The organism is Bacteroides muris (ex Afrizal et al. 2022) (genome assembly GCF_004793475.1).
GTDB lineage: Bacteria > Bacteroidota > Bacteroidia > Bacteroidales > Bacteroidaceae > Bacteroides > Bacteroides muris.
Genome location: NZ_SRYZ01000034.1, coordinates 1 through 13,234, shown reverse-complemented (window position 1 = coordinate 13,234; position 13,234 = coordinate 1). Strand labels below are relative to the sequence as shown.

At 44.4% G+C, this 13,234-nt stretch carries 8 protein-coding genes, 1 tRNA gene and 2 pseudogenes; 4 read left to right on the top strand and 7 right to left on the bottom strand.

From position 1 onward, the window contains the following. Positions 1-11: 11 nt before the first annotated feature. The 3 genes from E5355_RS13520 (at position 12) to E5355_RS13510 (ending at position 5,995) form a co-directional block, all read left to right on the top strand. Positions 12-3,305 (top strand): SusC/RagA family TonB-linked outer membrane protein, encoded by a 3,294-nt coding sequence (locus E5355_RS13520; RefSeq protein WP_136010773.1) that lies wholly within the window; start codon positions 12-14, stop codon positions 3,303-3,305. A gap of 19 nt (positions 3,306-3,324) precedes the next feature. Then, positions 3,325-4,662: a RagB/SusD family nutrient uptake outer membrane protein gene (locus E5355_RS13515; RefSeq protein WP_005826376.1), complete on the top strand. Its 1,338-nt coding sequence runs from the start codon at positions 3,325-3,327 to the stop codon at positions 4,660-4,662. Positions 4,663-4,798: 136 nt separating this feature from the next. Further along, positions 4,799-5,995, top strand: coding sequence for an MFS transporter (locus tag E5355_RS13510; RefSeq protein WP_136010772.1), 1,197 nt, complete (start codon positions 4,799-4,801; stop codon positions 5,993-5,995). Here the strand turns inward: E5355_RS13510 and E5355_RS13505 are convergent. Together E5355_RS13505 and E5355_RS13500 are read right to left on the bottom strand one after the other, a co-directional pair. Continuing rightward, positions 5,976-6,577, bottom strand: a pseudogene (locus tag E5355_RS13505) (urea transporter). The gene E5355_RS13510 and the pseudogene E5355_RS13505 sit on opposite strands and share 20 nt — an antisense overlap. A 113-nt stretch (positions 6,578-6,690) precedes the next feature. Next, positions 6,691-6,764: transfer RNA gene (locus E5355_RS13500), tRNA-His, on the bottom strand. A 926-nt stretch (positions 6,765-7,690) separates the two neighbouring features. Here E5355_RS13500 and E5355_RS13490 point away from each other — a divergent pair. Then, positions 7,691-9,346, top strand: a pseudogene (locus E5355_RS13490) (IS1182 family transposase). A 90-nt stretch (positions 9,347-9,436) separates the two neighbouring features. On the opposite strand, the gene folD reads toward E5355_RS13490, so the two are convergent. The 5 genes from folD to E5355_RS13465 form a co-directional block, all read right to left on the bottom strand. Then, the gene (gene folD / locus E5355_RS13485) at positions 9,437-10,318 is read right to left on the bottom strand and encodes a bifunctional methylenetetrahydrofolate dehydrogenase/methenyltetrahydrofolate cyclohydrolase FolD (protein ID WP_136010771.1); all 882 of its coding nucleotides are present in this window, start codon (positions 10,316-10,318) and stop codon (positions 9,437-9,439) included. Between the two features lie 11 nt (positions 10,319-10,329). Continuing rightward, the gene (ffh, locus tag E5355_RS13480) at positions 10,330-11,652 is read right to left on the bottom strand and encodes a signal recognition particle protein (RefSeq protein WP_136010770.1); all 1,323 of its coding nucleotides are present in this window, start codon (positions 11,650-11,652) and stop codon (positions 10,330-10,332) included. 196 nt (positions 11,653-11,848) lie between these two features. Further along, positions 11,849-12,511 carry an IS5 family transposase gene (locus E5355_RS13475; RefSeq protein WP_246866956.1) on the bottom strand — a complete coding sequence of 221 codons (663 nt, stop codon included), beginning with the start codon at positions 12,509-12,511 and terminating at the stop codon, positions 11,849-11,851. Further along, entirely contained in the window at positions 12,465-12,998 is a 534-nt protein-coding gene (locus tag E5355_RS20390; RefSeq protein ID WP_370650327.1) for an IS66 family transposase, read from the bottom strand. The genes E5355_RS13475 and E5355_RS20390 overlap by 47 nt, the downstream gene beginning before the upstream one ends. Positions 12,999-13,011: 13 nt before the next feature. Then, on the bottom strand, positions 13,012-13,234 hold a 223-nt coding region (locus tag E5355_RS13465; protein ID WP_168354336.1), incomplete at its 5' end, for a tyrosine-type recombinase/integrase.

The window sequence follows — 13,234 nt, the reverse complement described above, 5'->3', positions numbered from 1 at the left end:
ATATGTAACGCATGAAAAAACGTGTATTAATCGTTTTGCTATGCCTTGTAGGAGCTTTGTCATCTGCTTTTGCTGCAGAGAAAAAAGTCCGGGGCGTAGTAATATCTTCAGAGGATAACCTACCGCTTATCGGTGCTTCCGTTTATGTGACTGCGGAAGACTTGAAAAAGGCGGGGGGTGCTCAGACTACAATGGGGGTCATCACTGATGTGGATGGTCAGTTCTCTATCGCTATACCTGCGGGGATAACCCGTTTCTTTTGTAGCTACGTGGGATATGACGTATTGGAAGTGAAGCTTGTTCCGGGAAAGGAACATTATGAAATAACACTTCATGCATCTTCCCAAATGCTCGATGCCGTTGTTGTGACGGGTTACCAGACAGTGGAGCGCCGCAAGCTGACGGCAGCGGTATCCAAACTGGATATATCGGACGAGACCATCGGTGCGGTAAAAAGTATCGACCAGGCACTTGCCGGACAAATTGCCGGACTTTCTGTCAGCCCGACTTCCGGTGCTCCGGGTGCTCCGGCAAAGATACGCATTCGCGGTACCGCTTCATTGAATGGTACACAAGACCCTTTGTGGGTGCTGGACGGCATTCCTTTGGAGGGAACGGATGTTCCCGAACCGGATGAGCTGAATGACATCACCAACATGAAGCAATCTTCCATTGCAGGCTTGAATCCGGCAGATATTGAGAATATCACCATCCTGAAGGATGCGGCAGCCACTGCCATCTATGGTGCGAGGGCAGCCAATGGCGTCATTGTGATTACAACAAAGAAAGGGAAGGTCGGTAAACCGGTTATCAGTTTCTCGTCCCGGTTTGCCTATACTCCTACATTGAGCCTTGACCGGTTGAACTTGCTGAACTCAGCGGAGAAAGTAGGATTGGAAATGGATATAATCCGTGATAACTATTCTCCGGACAATCATAAAGGAGGCGTATATAATATTCTTTCCAATTACAATGAGTTGTCTGCTTTTCAGAATGGAGGATGGGATGCCTTGAGCAGTGATACACAAGCTGCCATCAACCGTTTGAAGAGTGTTAATACAAACTGGGGAGATATCCTTTTCCGCGATGCTTTCAGCCAGGAATATAACTTGAGCCTTTCCGGCGGTACGGAAAGGGTTACGTATTATACCTCTTTCGGCTATTATAAAGAGGATGGAAATGTGGACGGTGTGGGTATGGACCGTTTCAACTTGGTAGGAAAGACTTCCTATAAGGTGAACAGTATACTGAAAGTGGGTGCCTCCATGTTTGCCAACCGTCGCAAAAATACCAATTATCTGACAGATGCATACGGTATGTCGAATCCCGTGTTCTATTCACGCAAGGCTAATCCGTATTTTGAACTTTATGACAAGAATGGCAACTATAATTACGACTACGATATTCAGAACAACACTGATAAGGATTTAGGATTCAACATCTTTGAAGAACGGCAGAACACGTCTAATGAAAGCGTGGTGAATTCTTTTTCATCTATATTTGATGCGGAGTTACGGTTCAATGACAAGTGGAAGCTGACTTCCCAGTTTGGCTATCAGTTGGAAAAAACTTCCAGAGAAGAAATAGCGGACTGGGAAAGCTATGCCATGCGCTATTACTATAAGTTGAGCGAATACTCCCAAGGTGGAGAAACCAAACACTTTCTGCCCGAAGGAGGTATGCAGAAGTCTTATGAAAACTCCAATTCACAGATTACTTGGAAGGCGATGGGAGAATATCGCGACAGCTTCAATGATATTCATGAACTGGAAGTGATGGCAGGTACCGAACTGCGCAAGACTTGGTACGAAACCTTGTTCTCGGCAGGGTATGGCTTCGACCGCAAGACGTTGACCACCAAGCCGGTGATTTTCCCCAACGAAAGTTACGCCACGTCTTTCCCGCTCCATCAGACGACGTATAAGGAGAATGCTTATGTGTCTTTCTACTCTACGGCATCCTACTCTTTGTTGAACCGCTACACGGTGGGAGGAAGTATCCGTTTTGACGGTTCCGATCTTTTCGGTGTGGATAAGAAGTACCGCTATCTTCCTCTTTATTCTGTCAGTGCCTTGTGGCGTCTGTCACAAGAACCGTTTATGCAGCAGGCCAAGTGGGTAGATAACCTGGTGTTCCGTGCATCTTACGGTCTGCAGGGAAATATTGACAAGAATACTTCTCCGTTCCTGTTGGGTACATATCGGTCGGAGAGTATTTTGCCCGGAGTATCGGAAGATGTAATTATCATTAATTCCGCTCCCAACAAGAAGTTGCGTTGGGAAAAGACGCAGTCTGTCAATGCCGGCTTTGATTTTTCTGTATTGAACCAGGCTATCAATCTGAGCGTGGACTATTATTACCGTAAGGGTACCGATTTGATAGCTTTGCGCATGCTTCCTCTGGAGACGGGCTTTACTTCAATGAACGTCAACTGGGCAAGTATGGAGAACAAAGGTGTGGAAATCAGCTTGTCTACCCGTAACATAACGACAAAAAACTTCTCCTGGTACACAAATTTCAATTTTGCCTATAACGGTAATAAGGTATTGCAGGAAAACATACCGGAGCAGCAGACCACTCCGGGACGTGAAGGCTATCCTGTAGGGGCAATTTTCGCACTGAAGACTGCGGGAGTGAATAAGGAAACCGGTAATATGATGTTCTATAATCCGGAGGGAGAGAAAGTGACCTTGAAGGAGCTTTACCGCCTGAAGGACGAGTGGGGGATAGGTATTGCCTCTTCCGATGTAACTGCAGCCGAAGAGAGAACCTTTTATTCGTATATCGGGAGTAGCGATGCTCCTTATACGGGAGGTTTGATTAATACCTTCAGCTATAAAAACTGGGAGCTGAATGTCAATTTCTCTTTGACGTTTGGCGGATACGTACGTACGCAGCCCTCTTATGACATCATCAATCCGGATTATGGCAAAAACTATAATGCTGATGTGCTGAACCGTTGGACTCCGGAAAACCCCGATGCAGAGCTTCCGGCATTTATGCTGAGTGCTTCCAACCCGGAAGAGTATTCCTGGTATGATGCTAAAACCATCTGGAGAGATTTGGATATCTGGGTGAAGAAGCTGAACTACGTACGTTTGCAGAATCTGCGTCTGGGTTATCGTATCCCTGAGCTTCTGACAAAGCGTTTAGGAATGAACTCGGCAACGGTATCTGTTGAAGGACGCAATCTCTTCGTGTTCGGTTCGGGATATAATAACTACATGGATCCGGAGTCGATGTACAACCCTTATGCAACTCCCGTACCCAAGTCGGTTACATTCAGCTTGAACTTGAATTTCTAACTTTAAAAGCAGAAAGAAAATGAAGAAAACAATAAGTCTGATGATAATGGCCTGCATGCTTCTGCTTGCGGCATGCGACAACTATCTGGATATACAGCCTACCGGTAGTGTCATTCCCAATTCTTTGGCTGAGTATAGAGCGTTGCTTGCCCGTTCTTATAAGGACGTGAGTAAATTCAGTGACCGGGGAATGGCTTGTTTCCGTTCCGACGAGATGCAGGTTCGGGATAATGAATATGACCAAAATTATTATATGGATATAGAGCGCTGGAACGACCTTGCTCCCAATGCCTATACCTCATCGTTTGAATGGGCCAAGTATTACAATGTGCTTTTTATTGCCAATCACGTTATTGAGAGCAGAAGTGATATTAAGGAAGGCACTGAGGAAGAGATAAATCAGCTTGTAGGAGAAGCGTATATGCTCCGTGCTTATGTACATTTCTTATTGGTAAATCTTTATGGACAGCCCTATACTAAGGAGGGAGCTTTGGATACCAAATCGGTACCGCTGAAATTGGATACGGATTTAGAGAAAGTCCTGAAACGCAATACGGTGGAAGAAGTTTATACTTCCATCCAAGCAGATATTGACGAGGCACGCAAACTGGTCATGAAGGCAGAATGGGAACAGAGATATTCATATCGTTTCAATGCGGCTTCGGTAGAGGCGTTTCAATCACGCGTATCCCTTTATAAGGGCGAGTGGCAGGCGGCTTGGGATGCTGCTGAGGCAGTGCTTGCCGTGAAGTCTGTATTGGTAGATTTGAATGATGCCGCTGCAACTCTTCCTAACAGTTATAATTCCGTGGAAAATATTACTCCACTGGAGACACCTCTGAGCAGTACAATCAATGGGGCTGCTCTGGCTACTCCGGTTTTTCTCTCCCTTTATGCTGAGAACGACCTTCGGCTGGACAAATATTTTGCTGAAACGGATGAAAAAGGTTTCCGGAAGAATAAGAAGGCGGGAAGCAATAACTACTTGTGTACTTTCCGTGTGGGTGAAATATATCTGACGGCTGCTGAGGCTGCTGCCCGACTTGGAGAACTGTCTCAAGCACGTACTCGCCTGCTGGAACTGATGCGGAAACGTTATGCACCGGAGGCCTACGAAGCGAAATCCGTTGTTGTCAATGCCATGGATAAGGAAGCGTTGGTACAGGAAATATTAGATGAACGTGCCCGTGAACTTGCTTTTGAAGGACATCGCTGGTTTGACCTTCGTCGTTCCACCCGTCCGCGTTTGGAGAAAGTGCTTGATGGTACGCGTTATGTACTCGAAGAGAATGATGCCCGCTATACATTGGCCATTCCGAAAGAAGCCATAGAAGCCAATCCGGGATTGCTGAACTGATAAAGATAACCGGTAAAGATAAAACTCCCCGATTCCCTGCGCAGTTCAGCCGAGAATCGGGGAGTTTTGTCTAAATGTGGATTGGATATGTGTTTTTTACGTACCTTTGCACCGTTTTTGTAATAGACAATATAAGATGATACAGAATCAGAGGCCTACTATCCGTAGAATTGCTTTTCCAATTCTTATAGCATTGAGTATTTCGCATTGCTTGAACGATATGCTGCAATCAGTCATTTCGGCGGTATACCCTTTGTTCAAGGAGGATTTATCCTTGAGTTTTGTCCAGATTGGTCTGATTACGTTAGTGTATCAGATGTCGGCGTCCGTGTTTCAGCCTCTAATGGGATTGTTCTTTGATAAGCGCCCCATTGCCTGGTCATTGCCGATAGGTATGGGCTTTACTTTGGTCGGTATCATGAATCTGGCTTTTGCTACTAATCTGTATTGGTTGCTGGCTTCGGTATTCATTGTGGGTATCGGTTCGTCTGTACTCCATCCAGAGGCATCGCGCATTGCCTTTCTGGCTTCCGGCGGAAAACGCGGACTGGCGCAGTCTCTGTTTCAGGTGGGTGGGAATTTGGGAGGCTCACTTGGACCGTTGCTGGTGGCTTTGCTGGTAGCTCCTTACGGGAGGAGATACATTGCCTTTTTCACGGCTTTTGCCTTGATTGCTATCGTGGTAATGATTCCTATATGCCGTTGGTTTCGTTCCTACTTGAACCACATCAAGAAAAGCCCGATGTTTGTGGCAGGAAAGATAGAACGTCCCCTTTCTTCAAGGATGACGGTGTTGTCCATAAGTATTTTGCTGATACTTATCTTCTCCAAATATATCTATATGGCAAGTTTGACGAGCTACTATACATTCTATCTGATTCATAAATTTGGTGTCACTGTTCAAGACTCACAGTTCTTTTTGTTTGTCTTTCTGGTGGCCACTGCCATCGGAACATTGGTGGGAGGTCCCGTAGGTGATAGGGTCGGACGTAAGTATGTTATCTGGGCTTCCATTCTTGGAACGGCTCCATTCAGTATGATGATGCCTCATGTAGGGCTTGCATGGACGGTAGTGCTGAGTTTCTGTGTCGGTCTGATGCTTTCTTCCGCTTTTCCTGCCATATTGCTGTACGCCCAGGAATTGCTACCCAATAAGTTGGGTTTGATTTCCGGATTGTTCTTTGGTTTCGCTTTTGGAATTGCCGGTATCGCTTCGGCTGTGTTGGGAGGTATGGCTGATAAATATGGTATCGAGGCTGTTTATAATGTATGCGCTTTTATGCCTTTGTTGGGGTTAGTGGCTTGCTTTCTGCCTAATTTGAAAAAGAGATAGAGATTTTTATTCCCATTGTCAGCCATACGGAGAGAACGAAAGGTGCGGTCAATGTAATAATTCCCCAATTCATTCCCACAATTTGCAATACAACAGAGAGTAAAACGGAACATACAGCCCATATACAGCTCATCCAGCTTTTACCTCCTAAAGCAAGGGCACACAATGCGCCATTATATCCCATCAGACCCATATTCAAAGCTTTGGAATCCACTCCCAATAATATGGCTAGGAGGAGGGGGAAGTGCTCCCAATATGGTATATACTGCTGCATTCCGGGAATTCACGAGAATGCCTGCAAGGAAAAATAGTCCGGTCATTATGTTTCCTTGAAACATCACCTGGCCTATACCCATATTGAAACATTGTAAGTAATTTATGGAGGAAGAAGCGGGTGTTTCTGTATCAGAGACGAGTAGCATGTCAGGCATCAGCCAACTGCACAATCCCAACAGCATCCATACAGAAAGGATAAAAGGGGTAGTGAAGTCCTGAGATAAGGGCTGTCAACGTACTTATTATGTTGCTACTTACAGCCAATAGCCCCATTTGCCATGAATTCAAAAAGATTCCAATCAACATCAATAATCCGGATAATGCATTGTTTTGGAACAATTTTCTACTGACCCGTTCTCTGGCGGGGTGAGGGTAATAGCAAAAAAAGAGGAATATTCTTTTGAATTTCCTCTTTTGCGGGTGGCAGATGGGACTCGAACCCACGACATTCAGAACCACAATCTGACGCTCTAACCAACTGAACTACAGCCACCATGTTAGTGCATTTCTTAAATGCGGTGCAAAGGTAGGGATAATTTTTAATAATGCAAAGAATGAAACGTTTTTTTTTGAGATTTCTGCATTATTTTTTCTTCTCGTAAATATCTACATTGTGCTGCTAGAGCAGCCATAGGGAACTTTTAATGAAGATTTCCAGGTATTTACGGGTTTCCGGTGTTAAATGTTTTGCGGGAAAAATGGCAGGGGTGTCTGACTCTGACCGATGTAAGAGGGACAGGTGGGTAGGGAGAGAGGATGTTTTTCCAACTGCAAAGTGATAATGAGGCCGCTGTCAGTGCTAGTCTTACTCATATTGGAGATGAAATTTCCCAAGGAGTAGACTATGATGTGCTGTTCAGTACTGTTGGTACGTAGTTCCGTCGATTAAATGACGTGAGGGGGTAAACCGATAGTATGTGTTATGCCTTGTTGGAGCAACCAATTGGCTGGCTCGCGTTGTTCACGGTTGGGAAGGGACTGATATTCCTCTTCTCAATGTATGCAGATAATGATGGCATCTGGTTGGCGTACTTTGGCACTTTGGATATCTTGCAGGATGGTATTCTTATTAATATAGTTACGATATTGGAAGAGGTAACCTTGATGCCGTAAGTATAATGGAACAGAGTAATGCGAAAGTCGTTTCTGCAGATGAACAGAGGATAGTATTGTCTGCGATTTGACAGATTCTAGTAGGTGCCTGCGAACGAATACCGGAGAAGTAGTCATATTTTCCTTCAGATACATATACTGCATTTATTTGTACCTGATGCTGCATCATGTCATCTACGAATAATAGCATGAGGAGTGTCAAAACGCTGGCACAACCTCTTTTTATGCACAAAGACCTGACTTTCACAAGCCCGGGCTTTGTTATTACCCAAAGTTTTTGTGTCTTTAGGCATAAAATTTTTCGTTATGGCAAAGTTACATTTTCGTCCTTACATTCCCAACCCAACAGTTCTTTTTCCTGGAAGAATTGATGAAAACATAGCTGCGGACGACCCTGTCCGCATAGTCAATGCAGTTGTTGATAATCTCAATCTTGATAATTTCAAGAAGCTTTATAAAGAAACGGGGCGCTCAGCTTATCATCCTAAAATGATGCTCAAGGTAATTATCTACGCTTACATGAATAATATCTATTCCTGTCGTAAAATAGAGAAGCTTCTTTTGCGTGACATTCATTATATCTGGCTTGCCGGTCATGAGCATCCGGATTTCATAACCATCAACCGTTTCCGTAACCGTGTAAAGGAGGAGATAAACAACGTTTTCACGCAGTTGGTTCTTGTCCTTGCCGACAAAGGTTTCATCAGCCTTGATGTAGAGTATATCGACGGAACCAAGATTGAGTCCAAAGCCAACAAATATACTTTTGTCTGGCGCAAGACAGTCGAAAAGAACCGTACAAAGCTGATGGATAAGATCCGCATTCTCCTGGAGCAGGTGGATGAAGTCATAGCCCAAGAGAACTCCATGCAAGAAACACCCGTAGAGTTCACTCCCGCCATGCTCTCAGATATAGTGGATGAACTCAAAGAAGTGCTGGAACACCAGCCTGTAACAAAGGACAAGGAACAAAAGAAAGTCATCCGGGAAAAGAAGAAACAGGTCCGGGAACTTGAGCAGTACCGTGACAAGTTGATGGAATACGACAACCATTTTGATACTCTTGGAGAACGCAATTCCTACTCCAAGACCGATCCTGATGCCACCTTCATGCGCATGAAAGAAGACGCCATGAGAAATGGGCAGACCAAACCCGGATATAATCTGCAAATAGGTACCGGGAACCAATTCCTCATAGACTTCCGACTGTTTCCTAACCGATACACTGACCCTCATGCCTTTCTTCCACTCCTTTGAGCAACGCTATAACCGCTTACTAACTGTCGGTGTGGCAGACTCCGGTTACGGATCGGAAGAAAATTATCGGTTCATGCAAGATAATGGGATAGAAGCCTTTGTCAAGTACAACCACTTCCATAAAGAACAGCCTCCCCGTTATACCCCCAATCCATTCCATGCGGAGAGTCTCCATTACAATGCGGGGGGGATTATTAAGTTTGTCCTATGGGGCAGCACATGAACCGTATAGGAACTGGACGTGACAAAACAGAGAGCGGATACATCACCGAAAGTGCCCGGTATAAAGCACAAAGACGTGAAGGGTGTCCTTTGCGTGGCAGTTACTTTAAAGCTCGGGAGAACCATATTATAGAAGTCAACCACCAGTTAAACCAATACAAACGGCAGGCACGGGAAAGGTTACTCCCGGAAGAAGGCATCAGGCAGAGGGGAAGGCGATGTATAGAACCGGAAGCAGTTTTTGGACAAATGAAACACAACATGGCATACAAAAGGTTCCGGCATGTGGGAGAAGACAAGGTTACAATGGACTTTACCTTCTTTGCTATAGCTTTTAATGTCAAAAAAATGTGTACAAAACTACTAAAAGCAGGAAAGAGAAGGAGTGCACACACTATATTTATCTTTATCAGACCACGTGTGACTCAAAATACGACGAATATTAAGCCTTATTACCTAATTGCTAAAAAAATAGTCGCATAGACAAAAAAAGAAGGGGATGTGTCTTAGTTTTGACACATCCCCATGCTATGTAAAGCAGCAATTAAAATGGCAAGCATTTTCATTACCTTATTATTGATAGATTACTTTTTTGCCGGCGAGCAATGTATTTTTCATAAGGGAAACGATGGTCATCGGACCTACGCCTCCCGGTACGGGAGTGATGAATGAACATTTAGGAGCTACTTCATCAAATTTCACATCACCGGTCAACTTGAATCCGGATTTCTTGGAAGCATCGGGTATACGGGTAGTACCTACATCAATAACGACAGCACCTTCCTTGACCATTTCTGTCTTAACAAAGTTCGGTTGTCCCAATGCAGCAATGATGATGTCTGCTTCTTGGCATTCCTTTATCAAATCTTTGCTGCGGCTGTGGCATACGGTTACTGTGGCATCACCGGGATAAGCTTTCTGCATCATTAGGGCAGCCATGGGTTTGCCGACAATGTTACTGCGGCCCAATACCACGCATTTCTTACCTGAAGTTTCTATCTGATAACGCTTCAGCAGTTCAAGGATACCGTTGGGGGTAGCGGATACATAGCAGGGAAGACCAATAGACATCCGTCCCACATTGATGGGATGGAAACCGTCTACGTCCTTGCGGTAATCGATGGTTTCAATAACCTTTTGCTCGGAGATATGTTTGGGCAAGGGAAGCTGTACAATAAAACCATCCACATTTGCGTCCTCATTTAATTCGCGTACTTTGGCAAGTAGCTCTTCTTCTGTAACATCTACTTCGTAACGGATAAGGGAGGATTTGAATCCGCAAACTTCGCATGCTTTCACTTTGGCAGCGACGTAGGTTTCGCTACCTCCATCGTGTCCTACAAGAATAGCGGCCAGATGTGGGCGTTTCCCCCCATGAGCCACTATCTCGGCTACTTCTGCTGCAATCTCTTGCTTTACTTGCTCTGAAATTGCTTTTCCATCAATCAGTGTCATAGGCTATTATCTTATCTTTTTAATTTCGGCATCATCTTGCCCATTTTATTGCCGGTGACCATCTTCATCATCTTGCGGGTCTGGTCAAACTGTTTCAGCAGGCGGTTTACTTCCTGAATATTCGTACCGCTACCTTTGGCAATGCGCTGGCGACGTGAACCGTTCAGAATGGCCGGATTGCTGCGTTCTTCCGGAGTCATGGAGTAAATGATGGCTTCAATACTCTTAAAGGCATTGTCGTCAATGTCTATATCCTTGATGGCTTTGCCTACACCTGGTATCATGGAGGCGAGTTCCTTTAAGTTTCCCATTTTCTTGATTTGTGCAATCTGGCTTAGGAAATCATTGAAGTCGAACTGGTTTTTGGCAATCTTCTTTTGCAGGCGTTTGGCTTCTTCCTCGTCATATTGTTCCTGCGCACGTTCCACCAAAGATACGATGTCACCCATACCGAGGATACGGTCAGCCATGCGTGAGGGGTGAAATTGGTCTATGGCATCCAACTTTTCACCAGTACCTACAAACTTGATGGGCTTGTCAACCACCGAACGGATAGAAAGGGCGGCACCACCACGGGTATCACCATCCAACTTGGTCAATACTACACCATTGAAATCAAGTCGTTCATTGAATTCTTTGGCGGTGTTTACAGCATCCTGACCGGTCATCGAATCCACTACGAACAGAATTTCGTTCGGATTGATGGCTTGCTTAATAGCGGCAATCTCGTTCATCATTTCTTCGTCTACAGCCAGGCGCCCGGCGGTATCGACGATTACAAGATCATAGCCTTTGGCTTTGGCTTCTTGGATGGCATTTTGGGCAATGACTACCGGATTTTTGCTGTCCGGTTCCGAGTACATCGGTACGTCAATTTGTTCAGCCAGTACGCGTAACTGCTCGATGGCAGCAGGACGGTATACGTCACAAGCCACCAATAACGGTCTTTTGTTTTTCTTGCTCTTCAGCATACGAGCCAGCTTTCCGGAGAAAGTTGTTTTACCGGAGCCTTGCAAACCAGACATCAAAATAACGGCAGGCTTGGAATCGATGTTTATTTCAGAAGTCTCGCCACCCATGAGCTGAGTCAGTTCATCATGCACGATTTTTACCATCAGCTGGCTGGGCTTGACGGCTGTCAGCACGTTTTGTCCCAAGGCTTTTTCCTTAACGGTATCGGTGAAATTTTTGGCAACCTTATAGTTCACGTCGGCATCCAAAAGTGCCTTACGTACGTCTTTCAAGGTTTCCGCAACATTGATTTCGGTGATTTTTCCCTCACCTTTCAAAATTTTAAACGACCTTTCAAGTCTCTCGCTTAAATTATCGAACATAGTATCTAATTACAATTTACAATTACAAAATTACAAATTACTATTATTGAGGCGCAAAAGTACAAAAAATCCCTTTAATTGTCTTCTTTTGAAGCCGAATATTATTGAAGACTTGCAGTAGGATGGACGAAAAGAATGAAAGTGCTGGTCAGGACACTGATAAATATCTGTATTATTCTGTTTTTTTAGAGCCTGTTTAAATATTCCTCAATAATAATCTTATAGTGGCTAATTTGACCATTTCCTCTGCCGAGTCGAATGTTAGTTCATAGTTTCGGCAGAGCCTTCTATTGTAATCCATCCATGAGAATGTTCTTTCCACAATCCATCTCTTTTGAATGGGTCTGAATCCCTGTTCCTTGTACGCACTGATAACAACCTGAATGACATATCCGAATTTCTTTCTTATGTTATCGACAAGTTCTCCTCGGTAACCTCCGTCGGCAAGAATGTTTTTTACACTGGAGCACATCTCCTTAAGAACCCTCATCAGCAAATAAGCGGCTTCACTGTCATGCACATTAGCTATGGTGACCATAACGGCAATAAGAAAGCCATTCTTATCCACTATGACATGCCGTTTTATGCCTTTTACCTTTTTGTTTCCATCAATACCGTTCAAAGAAGCATTGTTCCCCCATCTGACGCTTTGACTGTCCATAATTCCTACACTGGGTTCCATGCTTTGACCGCGTTTCACACGTACATGCCCACGTAATTTCTCTGTAAGCATCCGATAAAGTACACTAACAACAATGGCCGCAACTCTTTCGTTAGAGTATGCAGCCATTGCTAGTATATGGTAGTAACAGTCATTCCTTTTTCCATCGGTGCGGTAGGAGTTGCACCAGTTCATCATACGATGCTTTCTGCATATATGGCATCCTTGCAATAACATCATTCAGGTAATTCCTCGGATTTACTTCATGTGCCTTGCAGGTAGCCAGCAGTGAACAGACGACACTCATACTGACAGCAGCCTCATGATCGCCACAGAACAGATAGTTCTTTCTACCTAATGTAATTGGACGGATGGCATTTTCCGCCAGATTGTTGTCGATACGTATCCTTCCGTCCATTAGGTAACGCATCATCAAGAGGCAATTAAATAACTGGCGGACATAAGTATCTCCAGTACGAGTTCTGTTAGAGTAGGCATTCAAAGTTCGGACGATTTTATATGCTGACTTTTCATCTTCTATCGAGTCGTATTTTTTATATTCGTTCTCGTCTATGATTTTATGATATAAAGCATCGTAATAGCGAACCATGTCAAAAAAACGGCTTCCGTTGATGCAAATCTGATCTATCTGGAAAGGGAACTCCATCTTTGACCGATCTATCAATCTGGACGGCTCATTAGCATAAAACGATGAGAAGAAGTGACATATAATCCTCCTTCTTCTTATCCACGATTTTGGCATAGATTTCCGTGGTCTGAATGTTGGAATGTCCCATCAGCTTGCTTGTGGTAAAAAGGTCTGCACCGAGCGTGAGCATCATCGTTCCGAACGTGTGCCGTGTACAATGGAAAGTGATAGGCTGTGCAAGGAAAAGCGGACAGGTGAAGATAAAACGTAAA